Origin of the sequence: Morganella sp. TYF_1, assembly GCF_043105645.1 — a bacterium.
Taxonomy (GTDB): Bacteria; Pseudomonadota; Gammaproteobacteria; order Enterobacterales; family Enterobacteriaceae; genus Morganella; species Morganella morganii_B.
Genome location: NZ_JBICLU010000018.1, coordinates 82320 through 103333 on the forward strand (window position 1 = coordinate 82320; position 21014 = coordinate 103333).

Consider the following 21014-nt stretch of genomic DNA (forward strand, 5'->3'; position numbering starts at 1 on the left):
TTACCCTTGAGGGAAGGTTTAACATCATCGTAAATCAAAATTCCCGTTCCCCCGAACAGAATTTTTTCTCTTGCGCTGTGTGCTGTTCTGCGGCGTGATGATGCGAAACATGTAAGGAAAAAAAGTATGGCTAATACCACTATTCTTGCGTTACAGGGGCTGTCCTGCGGACATTGCACCGCCAGTGTGAAAAAAGCACTCGACGCCCGCCCGGATGTTGAATCTGCGGTGGTCACCCTTGATTTCGCCAAAGTGACCGGCGATGCGGATGCGCAATCCCTCATCAGTACTATCGAAGATGCGGGTTACGAGGCTCAGATTGCAGATAAACCCGGTACAATTTTACAGCTTTCCGGGCTGAATTGTATGAAATGTGCCGCGAAAACGCAAAGTGCATTAGAAGCGGTTGACGGTGTTGCTGCTGCGGTGGTTGATACCAAAGAAGCGAAAGTGTACGGCAGCGCTGATGCACAGGCCTTAATCAGTGCAGTGGAAGCCGCCGGTTATCAGGCAGTGGTGGCGGGAGAAAACGCCTCCCCAAAATCTGAACCGCTGACGCCGTCTCAGACTGAGTCAGCGGCAGCGGAGCACTGCGACATTCCGGCCACGCCTGACAATACCCCTGCCATGCCGGTAATTGAAGAGGACGACGACAGTCTCTCCTTTCTGCTCGACGGTATGACCTGTGCAAGCTGTGTCAGCAAAGTACACAAAGCGCTGCTCAGTGTGGACGGCGTGGAAAATGCCCGTGTGAACCTCGCGGAACGCAGTGCGCTGGTCACCGGTCACGCTTCTGCGGAAGCGCTGATCGCCGCCGTGGAGAAAGCCGGTTACGGCGCAGAGCTGATTCAGGATGATGCCAAACGCCGTGAGCGCCAGCAGGAAGTGGCGGTTGCGAACATGAAGCGGTTCCGCTGGCAGGCGGCTCTGGCACTGGCGGTCGGTATCCCGGTAATGATCTGGGGGATGATCGGCGACAATATGATGCTGACCCCGGCGAACCACGGGATCTGGCTGACCATCGGGATCGTCACCCTGGCGGTGATGGTTCTGGCGGGCGGACATTTCTACCGCAGCGCCTGGCAATCCCTGAAAAACGGCAGTGCAACGATGGATACCCTGGTGGCGCTCGGCACCGGCGCCGCGTGGCTCTATTCCATCACGGTAAACCTCTGGCCGGACGTGTTCCCGCCGCAGGCGCGTCACCTCTATTATGAGGCCAGCGCCATGATTATCGGTCTGATCAACCTGGGTCATATGCTGGAGCAACGTGCCCGTCAGCGTTCATCAAAAGCACTGGAACGCCTGCTGGATCTGACTCCGCCGACCGCCCGTGTGGTGACAGCGGAAGGGGAAAAAGATGTACCGCTGGCCGATGTGCAGCCGGGGATGATCCTGCGCCTGACCACCGGTGACCGCGTGCCGGTCGATGGTGAGATCACGGAAGGCGAAGTGTGGATGGATGAGGCAATGCTGACCGGGGAGCCTATCCCGCAACAAAAAACCACCGGCGATACCGTTTCTGCCGGGACCACCGTGCAGGACGGCACCGTGCTGTTCCGGGCCGCCGCGGTCGGCAGCAAAACCACGCTGGCACGCATCATTAAACTGGTGCGCCAGGCACAGAGCAGTAAACCGGAAATCGGTCAGCTGGCGGACAAAATCTCAGCCGTCTTTGTACCGGTTGTGGTGGTTATCGCTCTGATCGCCGGTGCCGTCTGGTACTTCTTCGGCCCTGCGCCGCAGATAACCTATGCGCTGGTGATTATTACCACGGTACTGATTATCGCCTGTCCGTGTGCGCTGGGGCTGGCAACGCCGATGTCGATAATTTCCGGGGTCGGACGCGCCGCTGAGTTTGGTGTGCTGGTACGGGATGCGGATGCGTTACAGCAGGCAAGCACCCTCGACACCATTGTTTTCGACAAAACCGGAACCCTGACCGAAGGTATGCCGCAGGTAACGGAAATCCATACCTTTAATGGTTTCAGTGATGATGATGTACTGCGTCTCGCAGCAGCACTGGAAAGCGGTTCTAATCACCCGCTGGCCCGTGCCATCACTGAACGTGCGAAAGCGCTGACACTGCCGTCTGTCACGCAGTTCCGTACCCTGGCGGGGATGGGGATCAGCGGGGAGTCTGAAGGCCGGACACTGCTGCTGGGTAACCATGCACTGATGCAGGCACAAAAAATCAGCACCGCCGGGGAAGCGGATGCGCTGGTGCAGTCACAGGCCGGCAAAGGCGTGACCCCGGTCATGCTGGCGGTTGACGGCAGAATCGCGGCGATTCTTTCCATCCGTGATCCGCTGCGTGAGGACAGTGTCAGTGCGCTGGCGCGTCTGCACAAACAGGGATACCGACTGGTGATGCTGACCGGCGATAACGAAGTGACCGCCCGGGCTATCGCCAAAGAAGCCGGTATTGATGAAGTGATCGCCGGTGTACTGCCGGACGGCAAAGCCGCTGCCATTGAAAAATTACAGCAGGCCGGACGCCGTGTCGCGATGGTCGGTGACGGTATCAATGACGCACCGGCACTGGCACGGGCAGATGTGGGGATCGCCATGGGCGGCGGCAGTGATATCGCCATCGAAACGGCAGCAATCACCCTGATGCGTCACAGTCTGCACGGTGTGGCTGATGCGGTGGCTATCTCGAAAGGGACACTGCGCAACATGAAACAGAACCTGCTGGGTGCCTTTATTTATAACACCCTCGGGATCCCGATCGCCGCCGGGGTGCTGTTCCCGTTCACCGGCACACTGCTGAATCCGGTCGTGGCAGGGGCGGCAATGGCGCTGTCATCCATTACCGTGGTCAGTAACGCCAACCGACTGTTACGTTTTAAACCGAAAGATTAAATCATCAGTCACTATCTTAAGGGAGCGAATACTTCGCTCCCTTATTTTTTTCCTGCTGATTAACCGGATATGACTTATCAGGGTTGAAAAAAAAGCGCGCTTGCAGTCAACTAAGGTATCGTTTCACGACAGGAGTCGTCATGAAAACACTGTTCCGCCGGCTGAAAGATTACCTTATCCCGCCTGATCCGCAGGGTGGCTGCACCTGGCCCTCGGTTGACCTCACATTGCCGGGGGATATCTCACTGCATCTGGTCGGCAGTATTCATATGGGGTCGGAAGCCATGTATCCGCTGCCCGGCCCGCTGCTGGAAAGAATTAACCATGCTGATGGCCTGATTGTGGAAGCCGATATTACCCGTCCGGCACCACCGTTCCCGGGACAAGACCCGGAATCCCCCCGTCTGCCGGTAAGTGAGCGCTTACCGGAGCACCTGAGAAACGACTACCGCCGGTATTGTGAGGAACAACGCCAGCCGGTACAGACCCTGGATACCCTGCCTGCCTGGCAGGTGGCGCTGATCCTGCAGTCCGCCCAGGCACAAAGTCTCGGGCTGCGGCCGCATTACGGCATTGACTATCAGATGCTCAATGCCGCTCACGGACAGAATATCCCTGTTTTTGAGCTGGAAGGCACACAGGCACAGCTGCAGATGCTGCTGGATTTCCCGGACGAAGGACTGAGCCTGCTGGAAGATACCCTGGCCTACTGGCATGACAATGCGCGGGCACTTCAGATTATGCTCGGCTGGTGGCTCGATTACCGGCCGGAAAAACTTGCGCAGCCACTGCCCGCCACCTTCAGCGAGCAGACATATCAGCATCTGATGATAAGCCGCAACGACGCCTGGAAAACCCGGCTGACGCAACTGCCGCCCGGCAATTATGTGGTGGCGGTCGGGGCACTGCATCTTTACGGCGACCATAGTCTGCCGTCCATTTTGTGTTAAACTGGCAGGCCTTGTGACACTGCCGTCTGAATTATCTGCAAGGAAAGACCTATGACACCGGCTGTAAAACTTCTGGAAAAAAACCGGATTTCATTCACCCTCCATCCTTACGAGCATGATCCGAATGATCATAATTTCGGTGATGAAGCGGTTCGCAAACTCAATCTCGATGCCCGTCAGGTATACAAAACCCTGCTGGTGGCACTGAACGGTGATAATAAACACCTCGCCGTGGCCGTCACCCCGGTATCAGAACAGCTTGATTTAAAAGCCGTGGCTAAAGCCCTTGGTGTGAAAAAAGCGGAAATGGCCGATCCGGTGAATGCACAGAAAGTCACCGGTTATCTGGTGGGCGGGATCAGCCCGCTGGGGCAGAAAAAACGTCTGCCGACCCTGATTGATGAGGGGGCTCAGGAATTTGCCGCTATTTTCGTTTCCGGCGGCAAACGCGGCCTGGATATCGAACTGGCTCCGCAGGATCTGGCGAAAGTGCTGGACGGGAAATTTGCCCCGATCGCGAAACGGGACTGATAAACCGAATAAAAACCGGGGGTTGAAATGCCCCCGATTTTTTATAACTCAGACAGTCAATTAGTTGTTTTTATAAATAATTTCACCTTTCGGTTCATAATCCGCGGCTTTCAGCGGTGAATGCGCTTCAATATAGCCTTTCAGTACTTCTGCATCAACAAAGCCGGTATTGACATAGCCCGGATGAGAATCAATTTTCGGATAACCATCCCCGCCGATCGCATTGAAGTTCAGTGTCGCCATACGGTAGGTTTTGGCCGGATCCAGCGATTTGCCGTCAATCGTCACATCACTCACCGAACCGTCTTTATTCAGGGTCAGGCCGACATTATAAAACTGCGCATAAGCCCCTGAATCGGTTTTCATATTTGCCACGGCGGTCAGATACGGCAGTACTTCACTGCCTTTGAAATCGATATACACCAGTTCATTAGCAAACGGCTGCACTTTCAGCACATTTTTGTAGGTGATATCGCCCGGCTCGATAGAGTCACGCACACCGCCGCCGCTCATAATGGCGAAATCCGCATTCGCACGCTCTTTTTGTGCAGCCAGCAGCAGGTGCCCCATGCTGGTCTGTTCAAAACGAACTTTACTGCGATCACCTTCCAGTTTGCGGTCAACCGAGCCGACTTTAATATTCAGCTGCTCATCACCCTTTTCCTGATACGGTGTCAGCAATTTCAGCATTTCCGGACTTTCGCTGATTTCAGCGGTGTAATACACCCGCTCTGATGTGCCATCTTCTTTGGTGACTTTCTTCTTCAGGTTCACCGGGATAAGCTGATAGTGCTTCAGCGTGAACTCACCGTTGCGGAACTGAAAATCCGCCCGTCCCACATACTTGCCCCATTCATGAGCCTGCACAATCCAGGTGCCGTTCTGGTTATCCGGCGCACACGGGGTGCCGGGAACGTAATCGGCGATTTTATAATTCTTGTTTTCCGGCTGCATACAGACCGGATCCTGTGAGTGACCGCCGACAATCATATCCAGATAACCGGCCGGCAGGCTGCGCGCCATTTCCACATCCCCCGGGGCGTTGGAGCCGTGATTGCTGTCATCGTAGTGACCCATATGGGTGGCGGCGATAATGATGTCCGGCTTTTCAGTTTCGCGCAGGGCTTCAACCACGTTTTTCGCTTCGTCTGCCGGGGCACGGAATTCGGTATCCGGGAAGTTACCCGGGTTCCCGATTTTTGCCGTATCATCCGTTGTCAGACCAATTACCGCGATTTTCACGCCCTGTTTATCAAAGATGGCATACGGTTTAAACAGACGTTCACCGGTGCTTTTTTTATAAATATTGGCGGACAGGAACGGGAATGTGGCCCATTTTTCCTGAATACGCAGCGTTTCAAGCGGATTATCAAATTCGTGGTTACCCAGCGCCATTGCATCATAACCGACCAGGTTCATCCCTTTGAAATCCGGCTCGGCATTCTGTAAATCAGATTCAGGCACGCCGGTATTGATATCACCGCCGGAGAGCAGCAACAGTGACCCGCCCTTCTCTTCCACCTCTTTACGGATGCCATCCACCAGCGTTTTCTGAGCGGACAGGCCGTATTCACCGTGATCGTTCTGCCAGAAATGGCCGTGGTGGTCATTGGTGTGCAGAATGGTGATGTCATAGGTTTTATCTTTTTCCCAGGCATTCGCCAGCGCCGGAAAAAGCATTGCAGATACCGCCAGCGCACAGGCTGTGGTTTTCAGTGTAAATGTCATGGTCATTCCCTGTGTGTCTGAATAATGATACCGGCACAAAAGCAACTCTCTCCGGCGTTCTGCTGAAAGTATGATGAAAATTCACAAATTTTTACACCGGTTATGGTAAACACAGTAAAAAAAAGTGCGACCTGAATCAATATTTTGTCATTTTCCGGATCCGCACAAATACGAGAACGTATCCTTAAAAAATCTTTAAATATCAATATGCAACAGAGAAAAATCGGGTATTTATTCACCCGGCGACAGTGCGGCTATTTTGTACTGCGAAGAGATTACCGTGCTGTTACCGGCATAAATATCGCAATTAAACCTGTTTTTTTCAGGTTATTTTTATAAATATATCATTATCGATATTAAAAACAGATTAAATAACCTCAACGCATTGTTAACTAACAATAATGTAAACAATTAAAGTAAACCAATGATGGCAGCAACGGGGATCACAAAGAGCAGAATAAGCTGAAAATAGTTAAAGCTGAATGGTATCTGCTGTTAAGTCCTGTTTTTTACATAATTAGTTATATTTTTAACGCGATTTATATCACGAAAACATGTATTATATTTATAGTCAGCCCACATCCGTTCACACCACAAATCAAAAGGAGAATGAAAAAAGTGCATTCAACGCCTCTTATCACAACCATTGTTGGCGGTCTCGTTCTCGCTTATTTACTCGGTATGTTAGCGCAGCGGTTAAAGATTTCCCCGTTAGTGGGTTATCTGGCGGCGGGTGTGTTAGCAGGCCCTTTTACCCCGGGATTCGTTGCCGATGCGTCTCTGGCACCGGAACTGGCGGAAATCGGGGTTATTCTGCTGATGTTCGGGGTCGGACTCCATTTTTCACTGAAAGATCTGCTGGCGGTTAAAAATATCGCTATTCCCGGCGCTATCTGTCAGATAGCTGTCGCCACTATTCTGGGTCTCGGCCTTTCCGGGCTGTTCGGCTGGGGATTATTTACCGGGATCGTATTTGGTCTGAGCTTATCCACCGCGAGTACCGTGGTGCTGCTGCGTGCCCTGGAAGAGCGGCAGCTGATAGAGAGCCAGCGCGGTCAGATAGCCATCGGCTGGCTGATTGTCGAAGACCTTGCCATGGTGTTAACCCTGGTACTGTTACCGGCTGCCGCCTCTATCATTAATAATCCGGAATCCAGTGCCAGCACATCAGAACTGCTGATGAGCCTGGGCGTTACTATCGGTAAGGTCGTGGCATTCATCCTGATTATGATTTTTATCGGCCGCCGTGTGATCCCGTGGTTACTTGCCAAAACAGCTGCTACCGGCTCCCGCGAGCTGTTTACCCTGGCAGTGCTGGTGCTGGCGCTGGGTATTGCTTATGCCGCCGTCGCCCTGTTTGATGCCTCATTTGCCCTCGGCGCGTTCTTTGCCGGTATGGTGCTCAATGAGTCAGAGCTGAGCCACCGTGCCGCGCAGGATACCCTGCCGCTGCGTGATGCCTTCGCCGTACTGTTCTTTGTCTCTGTCGGGATGCTGTTTGACCCGATGGTGCTGATTAACCACCCGCTGGGCGTGCTCGGTGTACTGGCAATTATTATCATCGGTAAATCCGCCGCTGCTCTGCTGCTGGTGAGGATGTTCGGCCACAACCGGCGAACAGCCCTGACGGTTGCCGTCAGCCTTGCGCAAATCGGGGAATTCGCGTTTATCCTCGCCGGAATGGGGGTCACGCTGGAAGTCCTCAACCGCCAGGCCAATGACCTGATCCTCGCCGGTGCGATTGTCTCTATCATGCTCAACCCGGTGCTGTTTACGCTGCTGGATCGCTATCTGGATAAAACCGAGACGCCGGAAGAGCAGCAGGAAGAGGAAACGCTGGAAGAAATCACCCAGGTGCCGGTCAATATCTGCGGACACACCATTATTGTCGGTTATGGCCGTGTCGGTGCGATGCTGGCGGATAAGCTGCATAATAAAGGTTATCCGGTTGTGGTGGTGGAAGATACCCGCGCCCGTTTCGAGGAACTCGCAGAACGCGGCTACCCTTCCGTGATGGGTAACGCGGTGGCACAGGATGTACTGGATCTTGCCCGTGCCGATTGCGCCAGTGCGCTGCTGCTGACTATTCCGAACGGCTATGAGGCCGGTGAGATTGTCGCCAAAGCCCGCGCCATGAATGCGCATATGACGATCATTGTCCGCGCGCATTATGACGATGAGCGTACCTATATTATGGAGCGCGGTGCAAACCGAGTGGTGATTGGTGAGTTTGAAATCGCCCGTGCAATGAGCTCTTTGCTGACGGAAAACCAGACCGACCATGAGTTCGGCTGCCCGGTCAATATCAATCCTGCGGCGGAAGCGGAGGCTGAAACTGAAGGCCGTTCACTGCATGATATGCTGCGCAAACCTGAAGCAGATGCCGCCCCGGAAAACCAGAATCCGCATCCGTCGGCATAATCTGTTTTAACCTGCTGAAATACAAGCCCGGTCTGACCGGGCTTTTTTATGCGCATATAAAAAATCCTGCCGGCGCAGGATTTATATCAGAGGATAATAAAAAGATACTCAGTCACTGAACACCATTATTTGTGCAGTTCTGCCGTCATAATCACAATTATCAGTCGTACGGGAAATAAAATATAATATAAACACCAGATAAAATGGATTTTATTATGTTATTTTATGATATTTGTTATATTTTAATTGATAATTAACACAGCAATTGTTAATTTTATTAAATTACCTGAGAATAGTCAGTACCCCATCAGGTGAAAATATAATAATATCTGTCATTGTCATGAGTTTTAAGAAATACACACCGTGAAAAATCGTTACTACTTTGCTCCTGAGGAGGCGCTATGCCTGATTCTGGTCAGTATTTTATTGCAGTGCTACTGAGTCTTGTGAATATCATATATTTCAGAAAAATAATACTAAAACAAAAAATAATAAATAGAGTTATTATATCTGTAATTGTATCAACGCTATTTGTTACATTGTTTCCTCTTTTAAAGACAAGTGTATTAAAAGAGATGTATTTTAATTTTTCATTTTACACAGATACTAATTATTCTATCTCGGTTATTACAGGGAGTGTTATTAATCTGATCTCACTATGGGTATCCGATTCTGTAAAAAGGATTAAATAATATGAAATTATTAACTAAGCATATGATGGAAAATGTTTCAGGAGCAGGTAATCAGAATAATATTGATAATATTAAATTTATAAATGACCTTGTGTTAACAGCAGCAATAGGGGCTGCAATGACACCGGCTGCACCAGTCGTGGGGGCTGGGACTGCTGTAGTGGGCAGTTTAATTCATGATGGTATAAAACAACTTCCTGTCAATGTACCGATACCTGTACTTGTTAATCCGACACAAATCACACCTGAGCAGATGGAAATGTACAGAAATTATTTTAATTCGCAGAACTAAATATCAGCTACAAGCCCGGTCTGACCGGGCTTTTTTATATACACATAAAAAATCCTGCCGGAACAGGATTTATATCAGAGGATAATAAAAAGATACTCAGTCACTGAATACCATTATTTGTGCAGTTCTGCCGTCATAATCACATTATCAGTCGTACGGGCACTGGTGATGGTATAACCGGAAGCTCCGCTTTCCTGTGCTTTTTCAGCAATTTTTGCTTCAGCAGATGTCAGTGTGTCACTGGTGACAGAGACTGATTCAGCAGAAGCCGCAAAGGAAAACAGTGTCAGAGCAGAAGCAGTAATCAGTGTTTTTACAGTATTCATGGTCATTTCCTTGTTACATTCAATAAAGGGTATATTTCATCTGGCAAGCCTCTCTTGCCGGGAATGACCAAAGCTTAAACCTCAACATAACCTGAGGTTAAAGCGAATTTTTCACCTCAACTTCATCAGTAAAGTTGATGATACCGATGTGTAACACAGATTATCCTTATAGGTAATATATTGAGCTATCTGTTATTGCCCATAAAAAACGCCGGAAAATTCCGGCGTTTTTCAATTATCTTTATCAGCGTTCCCAGTATGACTCTTCCAGACTGTCTTCGCGATCCGGTAACCCTTTGGTCAGACGCGGTGAGTGCTGAATCAGTACCTGATAGCTGACACGGTTGGCATATTTGCAGACCTGCGCCAGAGAAGAGTAGGTCAGATAGCGGCGCTGGTGCTTACTGGAGTTCGGGATATTCATCCGGTGATAGCTGTTGGCCGTAATGTCATGCAGTAATGCCGATAATGCCCCGTCGCCGGCACCGTTGGTGTTCATTATCTTATCCGGGCCGCCCATATAAGGCTCGATATGGGAATAGACCCGCGCTGCATCCTGACAATCTTTCTGACGCATTGCACGGCTGAATTCATAACGGTTAAATTCCGCCAGTGCGCCCGGTAACAGCGGGTGGGTAGTTTCGCGCATAAATTCTTTTTCTGAATAACCAGCCATATATAACCCGGCAGGACCTGCGGTACACAGCACCAGATCCACCCAGTCAAGGGCTTTATCTGACGCCAGAAGCGGGTCGGCAATTCCGGTCAGTGCCAGCGCTTCTTCTTCATTCATTGCCAGCACAGAAATATTTTGCGCGAGGAAATCACGCCACCACTGCGGATCTTCCGCGATCACATGTTTGGTGCCCAGTGTCAGGATCACCGGCACATCATGTTTTTTCGCGTATTCAATGGCTTTCATGGTGGCATCCGGCATCGGTTCGCCCGGTTTGCAGCGCACCAGATAGGCGGTCAGCACCAGTGCCGAGGCTTCCGCAATGATCGCTTCCGGAATGCTTTCCGGACGCAGCTGGTTCATCAGCCCGGGGCTGATGGCAAATGTCCGCTCGCCGTTTTCACTGATCAGAGTAAAGCAGCGGCCAATCGGGCCGTCAACACCCTGTAAATAGTTAAGATCCATACGACTGGATGTATTGCACAGATAATAATAGGCATAGCTGCCAATCTGAATATTATTGCACATGGTACCCAGCAGCACAGAACGGTCGTCTGCCAGGACGGAATAATTGTGGAGAGTATTACCGATAGTGCCGCCGGCAAATTCATGCGTGATCAGCGAACGCCCGATCAGCTCCCGGTAGAGCTCTTCAGCCACATCATCCTCAATGACCAGCGAATGCCCGCGGCTGAGCTGATAACGGCGGATAAAATCATCATCCACGTTGGCTTCAATATCCACCAGCGTCTGATCAATACCCACGATATAGGCGCGGGTATTTTCATCATCTTTCATCAGCTGGACGGGCTGTAATAACGGGTCACGCAGGCTGACCGGGAAATAGTGTTTGGATTTGCGTCTGCCGGGGAATTTCATAAAGGTTCATGGCCGGAAAAAAAGATGTCGCATTTTATCATAATGCAACGAAGAATGTGAGCGGACAGAACCCTCAATGTCCGCTCAACCGGAAATTATGCTGTTTTTTTTCTGTTAACAAACATATTCCATGAAAAAACTGCCATCACTGCAAGGATAAACCCTAAAAAGGCGGATGCAATGAGATACATTTTCGTGCCGGGACCGTCTTTCACCACCGGCAGATCCGGGGATTCGGTCACGGTGAACGGAATAATATTCAGTGAGAAAGGCGCGATACTTTTGATGGATTTCAGGGTATAGGCTCTGTCCAGAAGTTCCGCATCCACCGCCGGTAAATCCAGTGCTTTCAGGGAGTCTATCATCTGTGTCACCGCCGGGCGGCCCATGGCACGGTAAGACGCTACCGGGTCTGCTCCCGGATTCTGAGGCGGGGCAGAAGCCGCCGCCGGTGCAACCCGTTCTGCTGCAGCCAGGTAAGCCAGCGTCTGCTCACGCTGATGTTCGGCTTTCACCAGCGCCACCCTGTACTGGCTCTGACCGGCACTCAGCGCAGCCGCGAGGTTTTCCTGCAACTGTGTCTGCATCACATTCCGGCTGTATTGCGCGGTGTAATCGAGATAATCCGACAGCATTTGCTGTGCGGTCTGCGGGTCAGCAGCGGTGAAGGTGACTTTGGCGGTAGCCGGTTCCAGTATGTTTCCGTCCGTTTTCTGAAAACCAAAAGAGCCGGAAACGGTGGTATCACCCTGTGAGAGACGAAATGATTCCTGTACTGACGGCGACTGCCAGACCGTACTGAAAACATTAAACGCCGCAGGTAAATCAGAGACCGCAGACACGTTAAGTGCATTCATCTGCAGACGGACGTTATCCAGATCCGGCATATCGCGGAGATCTGTCGCCGTCACTTCGGCTGTGCTGGTCCATTTCTGCGGCAGTATTTTGGCGACACCAAATCCGGCGGCAGCGAATAATACGGTCACAATGACGATAAAAATCTTATGCCGGTACAACAGCGTCAGCAGATCAATAATATCGATCTCGTCATTATTAAGGTTAACTGAGCCCTTCTCATTCACCATATCCGTAGCACCCGTCCTGTCTGCAATGAAGTACTGAATTTTACGTAAAATGAACAGTAATATCTGTCATGTGAAATACTGAATTTTACGTAAAATGAACAGTAATATCTGTCATTTTTCGGCTAATTAATTGTCATATAGGTAATGTTAACATTAATTCCTTAAAATTCTACGCATAACAGTGGTATGTTTCGGACTATTCCAGATTGGCATGTAAAAAAACTAACCAACTAACGCCCGCATTAGTTTTATATGAATTTCATCATCATTAAGGGACTGAATGTAATGATATTCAACGCCTCCGGAAGATAAAAATAATGTTTTATTCTGCTCCATTATTTCTTCTAATGTTTCCAGGCAGTCTGCAGAAAACCCCGGACACATCACCTGAACGGATTTAACTCCTTGCGAGGGTAATAACTTCATGGTTTCATCAGTATAAGGCGTAAGCCACGGCTCACGGCCAAAGCGGGACTGATAAGTGTGCATGATACGTTCTGCCGGGAAATTAAGCCTTTCCCGCAGTAATGCTGTTGTCGCGTCACATTCCGCCGGGTAAATATCCCCTTCTTTCGCATAACGGACAGGAATTCCGTGATAGGACAAAATCAGGCGGTCAGGTACCCCGTGCTTCGCGAATGCCGCCTCTGCCGACTGTGCCAGCGCCTCAATATAGAGCGGGTGAGTCGCGTAGCTGCGGATAAAACGGAGTGACGGGAATGTCCGGCGGCGTTTAAAGATATCCGCCAGCCCGTCAAAGACCGCCGCGGTGGTTGAGCAGGAATACTGCGGATACAGCGGCAGGACATCCAGATGTGTCACGCCCTGCGCCAGAAGGGCATCAACCGCAGATTCCAGCGACGGCGAACCATAGCTCATCCCCAGTTCCACCGGAGTCCCCGGCATCTGAGCCGCCAGTGCCGCCTGCTGACGGCGGCTGTATACCAGCAGCGGGGAACCCTCTTCCATCCAGACAGACTGATAAAGCTTCGCCACACGCGGTGAGCGGAACGGCAGCACAATACCGCGCAGAATACACTGCCAGAGCAGCGGAGAGACATCCACCACTCGCGGGTCACTCAGAAACTGCTTCAGATAGCGTTTTACCGCCGGGGTTTCCGGCGCATCCGGAGTCCCTAAATTAACCAGTAAAACGCCGCGTTTGTATTGATTTGTCATCAGAAAATCCTGTCAGCAACTGAGAATGATTGTCAGGGTAATGTATTGTATGTAATGATTCTTATTCTTTTCTGCCATGTTCTTCATGTTCTTCATCCTTTTGCCCGCAGGTTCGTTGGCTGCGGTTCACTGGCAGTTCAGGATAAAAAAAGGCAGCCGTTTGGCTGCCTGACAGAAATAAGTGCCGGATCAACCCAGGATACGGGCTAATTCCTGACTGACTTCGCTTACCGGACGGGTGCCGTCAATACGGTTGTATTTCACGTCACTCATCTGAGCTTCTTTCTGATAGTACTGGATCAGTGGTGCAGTCAGCTGATGGTATTCCACCAGACGCTTACGGACGGTCTCTTCCTGATCATCTTTACGGATGGTCAGTTCTTCACCAGTCACGTCGTCTTTATTTTCTGTCTTCGGCGGATTGTATTTTACATGATACACACGGCCTGAGCCCGCATGTACACGGCGGCCGATAATACGGTCAACGATAATCTCATCCGGAACATCAAATTCCAGAACGAAATCAACGGTGATACCGGCTTCTTTCATTGCATCTGCCTGCGGAATGGTGCGCGGGAACCCGTCCAGCAGGAAACCGTTACGGCAGTCATCCTGTTTGATGCGCTCTTTAACCAGTGCGATAACTAATGCGTCAGTCACTAATTTGCCGTTGTCCATCAGTTCTTTTGCCTGGAGACCCAATTCACTGCCGGATTTCACTGCTGCACGCAGCATGTCACCCGTCGAGATCTGAGGGATCCCGTATTTTTCCATGATAAACTGAGCCTGAGTCCCTTTACCGGCGCCCGGAGCGCCGAGCAGAATAATACGCATTGCGTAAACCCCTTGCTGGTTGCTTTTTTATAATTCGGATAAAAACAAGCTACCATACCATTTGTCAGGGTATGGACTCAAGAAAAGCGGGGAAACTCTGCTGTTCGGTTTTCCTGACTTCAATAAAAAAACCACATGATCATCATGAAATCATGTGGTTTTTAAGCGGGTTATACGCGATTTCGCTCACCCGTCGCGGGAACGCCTGTTTTTAGCCTAATAACAGACTATTCATCCGGGAAACGAATTCGTTCGGATCTTCCAGGGTTCCGCGTTCAACAAACAGCGCCTGATCGAGCAGCAGATTGATCCAGTCGGCAAAGCGGCTTTCATCCTGCTGTTCTGCAGCCAGTTTCACCAGCGGGTGTTCCGGGTTCAGTTCAAAGTTGTATTTCACTTCCGGCGCCTGCTGGCCGGCGGCGGCAAACAGTTTCGCCATCTGTGTGCTCATATCATCAGCATCGGTGGTGACAATCGCCGGGGTTGATGTCAGACGGTGAGTCAGTTTCACTTCTTTTACGCGATCACCGAGCAGGGTTTTCACCCGCTCAACAAACGGTGCCAGCTCTTTGTCCGCTTCTTCCTTCGCTGCCGGATCTTCATCCGCCAGTTTTTCCAGCGATTCATCCGCTTTGCTGACAGACTGGAAAGTTTTACCATCAAATTCATTGAGGTAATTCATCATCCACTCATCGATGCGATCGGAGAGCAACAACACTTCAATGCCTTTCTTGCGGAACAGTTCCAGATGCGGGCTGTTTTTCGCAGCCGCATAGCTGTCAGCAGTGATGTAGTAAATTTTCTCCTGACCTTCCGCCATGCGGGATACATAATCCGCCAGGGAAACGGTCTGCGCGGAGGTGTCTTCCTTCGTGCTGGCAAAACGCAGCAGTTTGGCGATCAGTTCCGCATTAGTGCTGTCCTCGCCCGGACCTTCTTTCAGAACCAGGCCGAACTGCTGCCAGAATGTCTGGTATTTTTCCGCGTCATTATTGGCCAGTTTTTCCAGCATCTGCAGAACACGTTTGGTCAGTGCGCTGCGCAGGCTGCGGGTGACGGCGCTGTCCTGTAAAATCTCACGGGAAACGTTGAGCGGCAGATCATTGGAATCTATCAGGCCGCGCACAAAGCGCAGATAGTTCGGCATAAACTGTTCCGCGTCATCCATGATAAACACGCGCTGGACATACAGGCTCAGGCCACGACGCTGATCGCGGTGCCACAGGTCAAACGGTGCCACAGACGGGATATAGAGCAGGCTGGTGTATTCCTGCTTCCCTTCCACGCGGTTATGCGCCCATGTCAGCGGATCAGCGAAATCATGGGAGAGATGCTTGTAAAACTCATTATATTCTTCATCACTGATGTCGTTTTTATTGCGCGTCCACAGTGCCTGAGCTTTGTTGATTTTTTCCCAGATAACAGTGCCGTCTTCTTCATTTTTGCTTTCGATTTCCACCGGCAGCGCAATATGATCAGAATATTTGCCGATAACCGAGCGCAGACGCCAGTCATCGAGGAACTCATCTTCCCCTTCACGGAAATGCAGGGTGATTTCAGTACCGCGTGAATCCTTGTGGGTTTTGGCGATAGAGTAATCCCCTTCCCCTTCCGATTCCCAGAATACTGCCTGATCAGACGGCACACCTGCGGCACGGGTGATCACCGTGACTTTGTCTGCCACGATAAAGGCGGAATAGAAACCCACCCCGAACTGACCGATCAGCTGGCTGTCTTTTGCCGCGTCAGAGCCGAGCGATTCGAGGAAAGCTTTGGTGCCGGATTTGGCAATCGTGCCCAGGTTGTCGATGACCTCATCACGGGTCATCCCGATACCGTTATCACTGATGGTCAGGGTGCGTTTTTCTTTATCAGCGGACAGACGGACATGCAGATCACCGTCATTTTCATACAGTGAACTGTCGGATAAGGCACGGAAGCGCAGTTTATCGGCCGCATCAGAGGCGTTGGAGATAAGCTCGCGCAGGAAAATTTCTTTGTTGGAATAAAGTGAGTGGATCATTAACTGCAGAAGTTGTTTTACTTCTGACTGAAAACCACGGGTTTCTTGTTCTTGCAGACTCATGAATAACCTCAGACTGACTTATCAACGAAAAAAAACAGGATAAAAATCAGGTGGGGCCGGTCTTTACATTTTCAAGGCAAACGGGGAATTTTTTGTGACAATTCTGAGGAAAAGTGACAGACGGCACAGACCGTCTGTCCGGGTAACAGGCAAAATTGCTGTCAGTAACCGCTGTTGTAACGGATTTTCTGACGTCCGGCAATGGAGTGGGACAAGGTCGTACCGTCCACCATTTCCAGCTCACCGCCGACCGGTACACCATGGGCGATACGGCTGGCGGAGACATCATACTGCGCGCACATTTCCGCAATATAGTTGGCGGTGGCTTCCCCTTCCACTGTCGGGTTGGTCGCCAGGATCACCTCAGTGATGGTTTCCTGAGCCAGCCTCGCCTCCAGTTTATCCAGCCCGATATCCATCGGACCGATGCCGTCCAGCGGTGACAGGTGTCCCATCAGCACAAAGTAACGGCCGGAAAACTGCCCTGTCTGCTCAATCGCATGGATATCCGCCGGGCTTTCCACCACACAGATAAGGCCGGTCTGCTGACGGCGCGGGTTGGCGCAGATAGTACACTGTTCCTGCTCGGTAAACGTCCGGCAGTCCCGGCAGTGACCGATTTCCGACATGGCACGGGTCAGCGCCTGTGCCAGGCGCATCCCGCCGCTGCGGTCGCGCTGTAACAGCTGAAACGCCATACGCTGCGCCGATTTCGGCCCGACGCCCGGCAGGCAGCGCAGGGCGTCCATCAGTGCTTCAAGAAGCGGACTGGTTTGCATCAGAACGGCATCTTAAAGCCCGGCGGCAGCTGCATTCCGCTGGAGACTGACGCCATTTTTTCTTTCTGAGTTTCGTCGATACGACGCGCGGCATCATTGAATGCGGCAGCAATCAGATCTTCGAGCATCTCTTTGTCGTCTTCCATCAGGCTTGGATCGATTTCCACACGGCGGCAGTTATGTGCGCCGTTGATAGTCACTTTAACCAGGCCTGCACCGGATTCACCGGTGACTTCCGTATTTGCAATCTCTTCCTGCATCTGCTGCATTTTATCCTGCATTTGCTGGGCTTGTTTCATGAGATTGCCCAAACCGCCTTTACCGAACATAGTTTTCTCTCTTTGACTAAATTGCGTATTCCAACGCAGGGTGGTTAAACAGGCCGGATACTCTCTTCATCCAGTTCCGCATCAAAAAAGGTCAGCAGAGTCTGAATGGTTTTATCCGTCACAATGGACTGACGCGCCTGCGCCAGCATCTCTTCATAGATAGCCTGCCGCCATTCCAGCGGCGTTTTCATGCTGACATCATCGTCTTCACAAATCGTGAGACTGATAACTTTACCATAAAGTTCACTCAGTGCATCACTCAGCACACTGTGTGCTGATTTTGAATTCAGGTGGCGCTGCGAGGTACGCAGATGCAGACAAATACTGTCTTCCCCGGTCTGCTCTTTCACGGCATTCAGCGCCAGTTGCTGCACCAGTTTCGGCAGCTGCATTTTATCAATATCCGCCGCCCACGGATCCCGTTCCCGGGCGGCAACAGCCAGCTTTTCAGCCACTTCCGGTGTTTTTTCGTGCTCAAGGGCTTTTTTGATATCTTTCGGGCGCGCAACCGGGTTTTTTTCTTCCGGTTCATCCTGTTTCTGCGGACGCCACTGATACGGCTGCGGCTTTCCGGATGCTTTCGGCTGCGGAGCAGACACAGCACGCCCCCGGCGGTTTTCAGTCACGGCAGCGAGTCGCTCCAGTGCTGAGTTCGCCGGTTTACCCTTATCCGTTAAGGTAACCGGCTCAGACTTTTTTGACGGCGGGGTCTCCTGCCGGTTCAGCGCATCACGGGCTCTCAGCAACTGGGCTGTCGGGTTATTTTCCGTTTCCTGCGGCATCACCGGCGGCGGTGTACTGCGTGCCGGTGTGACCGGTGCTGCGGTCTGCGGTTGTGACGGCAGGGAAACCGGTGCCACGGACGGCGCGGTGATCACGTCATCAATCACATTACGCGGATGGAATGCCAGCGCACGTAACAGCGCCATTTCCGCGCCCATGCGTCTGTCAGGCGCATACGGCAGCTCTTTGCGGCCGACCAGCAGTGTCTGGTAATAGAGTTGCAGATCCGCCGGGGCAATGGCCCGGGCCAGGATACGCAGACGCTCTTCTGTCACACCGGCAGCACTGTTTTCCTGTACCGGCAGCAGTTGCAGCATGGCAATTTTATGCAGTGCCGCCAGCATTTCTGTCAGCAGATTATCCCAGTCCGCGCCCCGTGATGCGGCATCGTTCACACCGTTCATCACCTGAACGCCATCCCCTTTTACCAGGGCTTCCAGGATAGTCAGGGGCTGCTCGTCGTCGAGAGTACCGAGCATCTGCGTGACCACGTCCGTGGTCACTTTTCCGGCACCAAGCGCAATCGCCTGATCCGCCAGACTCAGCGCATCACGCATACTGCCGTCGGCGGCACGGGCCAGTAACAGCCGTGCGCGGGCATCGTTTTCAATCTGTTCTGCGGTCAGAATGGTATCAAGCTGCTGACTGATCTGATCCACATCCAGTGCTTTGAGATGGAACTGTAAGCAGCGGGATAAAATCGTCACCGGCAGCTTTTGCGGGTCGGTGGTCGCCAGCAGGAATTTGACGTGCTCCGGCGGCTCTTCCAGGGTTTTCAGCAGCGCATTAAAGCTGTGACGGGAGAGCATGTGGACTTCATCGATAAGATAGACTTTGAAACGCCCGCGTGACGGAGCGTACTGGACGTTATCCAGCAGTTCACGGGTATCTTCCACCTTGGTGCGCGATGCGGCATCGATCTCAATCAGATCAACAAACCGCCCCTGCTCAATTTCCAGGCAGTTCTGGCATTTACCGCACGGGGTGGCGGTGATGCCCTGTTCGCAGTTGAGACCTTTGGCGAACAGCCGTGCCAGGGTGGTTTTTCCGACCCCGCGGGTACCGGAAAAGAGATAGGCGTGGTGCAGCCGCTGATGTTCCAGCCCGTTTGCGAGCGCTGTCAGAACATGCTGCTGACCGATAACCTGTGAAAATGTTTGTGGTCGCCACTTACGGGCAAGGACTTGATAGCTCATGGATTCCGCAGAGAGTGAACATGATTTTCCATCATGCTACCACAGCCTCACCACAATGGGCGAGGCTGAGTTTGCGTTTAATACGGGGAGAGACTCAACCGCCGGCATATTCCAGCAGGCAGAAGCTGTGTACACCTTCCGCTTCAAGGCGTTTCGCGCCGCCGAGATCCGGCAGGCCGATAATAAAGGCCGCTTCATGCACTTCACCGCCCAGACGGCGGATCAGACGGATGGTCGCATTGACGGTGCCGCCGGTGGCCAGCAGGTCATCAACAACCAGCACGTTGTCACCGCTGCTGATGCTGTCTTTATGCATCTCCAGGGTATCAGTGCCGTATTCCAGATCATAGGTCTCGCTGAGGGTATCACACGGTAATTTCCCTTTTTTGCGGACCGGGACAAAGCCGACACCCAGACGTAACGCAACCGGTGCGCCGAATAAGAATCCGCGGGCTTCAGTGCCCACGACTTTGGTGATCCCTTTGTCTGCGAAATGCGCCACCAGCATATCAATCGTCAGGCGGTAAGCTTCAGGGTCAGACAGTAATGTGGTGATGTCGCGAAACAGTACCCCTTCCTTAGGATAGTCAGGGATAGTCCGGATACTTTCTTTAATAAATTGCAGTTGTTCAGCAGTTGCGCTCATAATAGGTGCCATAGAGAGAACACGAAACCTCAGAATCTATGCAAATCAGGGGAAAATTGCAACCGTATCCCGTGACTTTGCCGATTATTTGTTGTTTTATATCAAACAGACTAAAAAATGCTTCCGTAGTTATCAGATCCTCAACAACGACGATCCCGGGCACATTTCACTGAGGCGGATATGAACACCAGACAATTGTTACAGGCGCTGAGGCAGAAAATCTGCGCGCTGGAAGCGCAAATTGCCCCGATAGCAGACCGGGAGCTGAGCCAGCGTTGCTTCGATGATACCCTGTTCGCCGCCCGCAATAAAACCCTGCGTCTCTGCATGGATGAATTACTGCACCATACTGATCAGCTTGAGCTGTGTGCGGATGAAAACCGGGCAGAACAGGTGCGCTTCCTGGCAGAAAAAATTGTTGCCCAGATTGCGGCACTGAGCCGTGAAGCGGCAACGCAGTCCCTGCGGCAGAAAGAGCAAAGCTATGTGAAACGGGACAGCCAGGTGGATCTGTATCAGCGTCTGGCGCAGCATCAGGATTATGAGCGCCGCCTGGCACAGATGACCGATGACCGTGAGCTGGCCCTCGGCCGCGCACAAACCTTTGCCGAACAGCAAAAACTGCAGAAAGAGCTGGCAGCACTGGCCGGACGCCTTGTCCGCTGCCGTCAGGCGCTGCAGCGGATAGAGCGGCAGATTGAACGCCACGACGGCACCGAATTTTAATCAGATACCGG

17 protein-coding genes are annotated in these 21014 nt (G+C 51.8%); 6 read left to right on the forward strand and 11 right to left on the reverse strand.

Annotated elements, in window-relative coordinates; genetic code table 11:
- Window positions 1-126: 126 nt before the first annotated feature.
- The 3 genes from copA to ybaK all read left to right on the forward strand — a co-directional run bounded on the left by copA (window position 127) and on the right by ybaK (window position 4346).
- The gene (copA, locus tag ACF8OF_RS09695) at window positions 127-2865 is read left to right on the forward strand and encodes a copper-exporting P-type ATPase CopA (protein ID WP_392496451.1); all 2739 of its coding nucleotides are present in this window, start codon (window positions 127-129) and stop codon (window positions 2863-2865) included.
- A gap of 140 nt (window positions 2866-3005) precedes the next feature.
- Window positions 3006-3815, forward strand: a complete 810-nt coding sequence (locus ACF8OF_RS09700) for a TraB/GumN family protein (protein WP_392496453.1) — start codon at window positions 3006-3008, stop codon at window positions 3813-3815.
- 51 nt (window positions 3816-3866) lie between these two features.
- Entirely contained in the window at window positions 3867-4346 is a 480-nt protein-coding gene (gene ybaK / locus ACF8OF_RS09705) for a Cys-tRNA(Pro)/Cys-tRNA(Cys) deacylase YbaK (RefSeq protein ID WP_262859107.1), read from the forward strand.
- Window positions 4347-4406: 60 nt separating this feature from the next.
- On the opposite strand, the gene ushA is transcribed toward ybaK, so the two are convergent.
- Window positions 4407-6074 carry a bifunctional UDP-sugar hydrolase/5'-nucleotidase UshA gene (gene ushA / locus ACF8OF_RS09710; RefSeq protein WP_392496454.1) on the reverse strand — a complete coding sequence of 556 codons (1668 nt, stop codon included), beginning with the start codon at window positions 6072-6074 and terminating at the stop codon, window positions 4407-4409.
- 609 nt (window positions 6075-6683) lie between these two features.
- Here ushA and ybaL point away from each other — a divergent pair.
- Window positions 6684-8495 carry a YbaL family putative K(+) efflux transporter gene (ybaL, locus tag ACF8OF_RS09715; RefSeq protein WP_279798833.1) on the forward strand — a complete coding sequence of 604 codons (1812 nt, stop codon included), beginning with the start codon at window positions 6684-6686 and terminating at the stop codon, window positions 8493-8495.
- A gap of 693 nt (window positions 8496-9188) precedes the next feature.
- On the forward strand, window positions 9189-9479 hold the full coding sequence (locus ACF8OF_RS09720) for a hypothetical protein (protein WP_214181181.1): 291 nt from the start codon (window positions 9189-9191) through the stop codon (window positions 9477-9479).
- A gap of 113 nt (window positions 9480-9592) precedes the next feature.
- Here the strand turns inward: ACF8OF_RS09720 and ACF8OF_RS09725 are convergent, their stop codons facing one another.
- From ACF8OF_RS09725 to apt, 10 genes are all read right to left on the reverse strand, one after another.
- A complete protein-coding gene (locus ACF8OF_RS09725) occupies window positions 9593-9805 on the reverse strand; it encodes a DUF1471 domain-containing protein (protein WP_046893191.1) in 213 nt (70 codons plus the stop codon).
- 244 nt (window positions 9806-10049) lie between these two features.
- Window positions 10050-11360 (reverse strand): inosine/guanosine kinase, encoded by a 1311-nt coding sequence (locus ACF8OF_RS09730; RefSeq protein WP_262859104.1) that lies wholly within the window; start codon window positions 11358-11360, stop codon window positions 10050-10052.
- A 95-nt stretch (window positions 11361-11455) separates the two neighbouring features.
- Entirely contained in the window at window positions 11456-12445 is a 990-nt protein-coding gene (locus tag ACF8OF_RS09735) for a Wzz/FepE/Etk N-terminal domain-containing protein (RefSeq protein ID WP_279798828.1), read from the reverse strand.
- Window positions 12446-12667: 222 nt separating this feature from the next.
- Window positions 12668-13624, reverse strand: a complete 957-nt coding sequence (hemH, locus tag ACF8OF_RS09740) for a ferrochelatase (RefSeq protein WP_392496455.1) — start codon at window positions 13622-13624, stop codon at window positions 12668-12670.
- 189 nt (window positions 13625-13813) lie between these two features.
- On the reverse strand, window positions 13814-14458 hold the full coding sequence (gene adk / locus ACF8OF_RS09745) for an adenylate kinase (RefSeq protein ID WP_004236486.1): 645 nt from the start codon (window positions 14456-14458) through the stop codon (window positions 13814-13816).
- 211 nt (window positions 14459-14669) lie between these two features.
- Complete coding sequence (gene htpG, locus ACF8OF_RS09750) at window positions 14670-16544, reverse strand: molecular chaperone HtpG (RefSeq protein WP_072869524.1); 1875 nt, start codon at window positions 16542-16544, stop codon at window positions 14670-14672.
- Window positions 16545-16705: 161 nt separating this feature from the next.
- Window positions 16706-17323 (reverse strand): recombination mediator RecR, encoded by a 618-nt coding sequence (gene recR / locus ACF8OF_RS09755; RefSeq protein ID WP_025151701.1) that lies wholly within the window; start codon window positions 17321-17323, stop codon window positions 16706-16708.
- The gene (locus ACF8OF_RS09760; RefSeq protein ID WP_015422952.1) at window positions 17323-17652 is read right to left on the reverse strand and encodes a YbaB/EbfC family nucleoid-associated protein; all 330 of its coding nucleotides are present in this window, start codon (window positions 17650-17652) and stop codon (window positions 17323-17325) included. Before ACF8OF_RS09760 ends, recR begins: the two co-directional genes overlap by 1 nt.
- Before the next feature lie 44 nt (window positions 17653-17696).
- On the reverse strand, window positions 17697-19631 hold the full coding sequence (gene dnaX / locus ACF8OF_RS09765; protein ID WP_392496456.1) for a DNA polymerase III subunit gamma/tau: 1935 nt from the start codon (window positions 19629-19631) through the stop codon (window positions 17697-17699).
- A 94-nt stretch (window positions 19632-19725) separates the two neighbouring features.
- Complete coding sequence (apt, locus tag ACF8OF_RS09770) at window positions 19726-20289, reverse strand: adenine phosphoribosyltransferase (protein ID WP_392496458.1); 564 nt, start codon at window positions 20287-20289, stop codon at window positions 19726-19728.
- Window positions 20290-20457: 168 nt separating this feature from the next.
- Between apt and priC the strand changes: the two genes are divergently transcribed.
- Complete coding sequence (gene priC, locus ACF8OF_RS09775) at window positions 20458-21003, forward strand: primosomal replication protein PriC (RefSeq protein WP_392496459.1); 546 nt, start codon at window positions 20458-20460, stop codon at window positions 21001-21003.
- Window positions 21004-21014 lie beyond the last annotated feature (11 nt).

Bases quoted from the DNA above. Each gene is read 5' to 3' on its own strand.
- ACF8OF_RS09720 (WP_214181181.1), top strand. From the start codon at position 9,189: ATGAAATTATTAACTAAGCATATGATGGAAAATGTTTCAGGAGCAGGT.
- ybaL (WP_279798833.1), top strand. From the start codon at position 6,684: ATGAAAAAAGTGCATTCAACGCCTCTTATCACAACCATTGTTGGCGGT.
- ACF8OF_RS09700 (WP_392496453.1), top strand. From the start codon at position 3,006: ATGAAAACACTGTTCCGCCGGCTGAAAGATTACCTTATCCCGCCTGAT.
- ybaK (WP_262859107.1), top strand. From the start codon at position 3,867: ATGACACCGGCTGTAAAACTTCTGGAAAAAAACCGGATTTCATTCACC.
- hemH (WP_392496455.1), bottom strand. From the start codon at position 13,624: ATGACAAATCAATACAAACGCGGCGTTTTACTGGTTAATTTAGGGACT.
- recR (WP_025151701.1), bottom strand. From the start codon at position 17,323: ATGCAAACCAGTCCGCTTCTTGAAGCACTGATGGACGCCCTGCGCTGC.
- copA (WP_392496451.1), top strand. From the start codon at position 127: ATGGCTAATACCACTATTCTTGCGTTACAGGGGCTGTCCTGCGGACAT.
- ACF8OF_RS09735 (WP_279798828.1), bottom strand. From the start codon at position 12,445: ATGGTGAATGAGAAGGGCTCAGTTAACCTTAATAATGACGAGATCGAT.
- ACF8OF_RS09760 (WP_015422952.1), bottom strand. From the start codon at position 17,652: ATGTTCGGTAAAGGCGGTTTGGGCAATCTCATGAAACAAGCCCAGCAA.
- ushA (WP_392496454.1), bottom strand. From the start codon at position 6,074: ATGACATTTACACTGAAAACCACAGCCTGTGCGCTGGCGGTATCTGCA.
- apt (WP_392496458.1), bottom strand. From the start codon at position 20,289: ATGGCACCTATTATGAGCGCAACTGCTGAACAACTGCAATTTATTAAA.
- ACF8OF_RS09725 (WP_046893191.1), bottom strand. From the start codon at position 9,805: ATGAATACTGTAAAAACACTGATTACTGCTTCTGCTCTGACACTGTTT.
- dnaX (WP_392496456.1), bottom strand. From the start codon at position 19,631: ATGAGCTATCAAGTCCTTGCCCGTAAGTGGCGACCACAAACATTTTCA.
- ACF8OF_RS09730 (WP_262859104.1), bottom strand. From the start codon at position 11,360: ATGAAATTCCCCGGCAGACGCAAATCCAAACACTATTTCCCGGTCAGC.
- priC (WP_392496459.1), top strand. From the start codon at position 20,458: ATGAACACCAGACAATTGTTACAGGCGCTGAGGCAGAAAATCTGCGCG.
- htpG (WP_072869524.1), bottom strand. From the start codon at position 16,544: ATGAGTCTGCAAGAACAAGAAACCCGTGGTTTTCAGTCAGAAGTAAAA.
- adk (WP_004236486.1), bottom strand. From the start codon at position 14,458: ATGCGTATTATTCTGCTCGGCGCTCCGGGCGCCGGTAAAGGGACTCAG.